Source organism: Microbacterium sp. KNMS (assembly GCF_053851835.1).
Genome location: NZ_JBSQBP010000101.1, coordinates 1 through 275, shown reverse-complemented (window position 1 = coordinate 275; position 275 = coordinate 1). Strand labels below are relative to the sequence as shown.

General features: G+C 69.8%; 1 protein-coding gene. It reads left to right on the top strand.

Annotation, left to right across the window (positions count from 1 at the left end; translation table 11 throughout):
• Nucleotides 1–275, top strand: a 275-nt coding sequence (locus ACWXWW_RS18010) for a neutral/alkaline non-lysosomal ceramidase N-terminal domain-containing protein (RefSeq protein ID WP_455971377.1), incomplete at both ends; no start/stop codon positions are given.

Sequence of the window (275 nt, the reverse complement as noted above, 5' to 3'; positions counted from 1 at the left end):
CTACCTGACCACGCCCGAGGAATACGCGACACAGAACTACGAAGGCGGCGCCACGGCGTTCGGCCCGTGGCAGCTGCCCGCGATCGCGCAGATCGGAGCAGGTCTCGCGGCCTCGATGCGCGAAGGCACGCCTCACGCTCCGGGCACCTGGGAGAGAGACCTCACCGGCGTCATCCCCGCATCTCCGTTCGGCAATCCCAGCGTGGATGTGCCCGCCCCGGGGCACGCGTTCGGCGACGTCATCGACGAGCCGCAGGAGTTCTACCGGCCCGGAC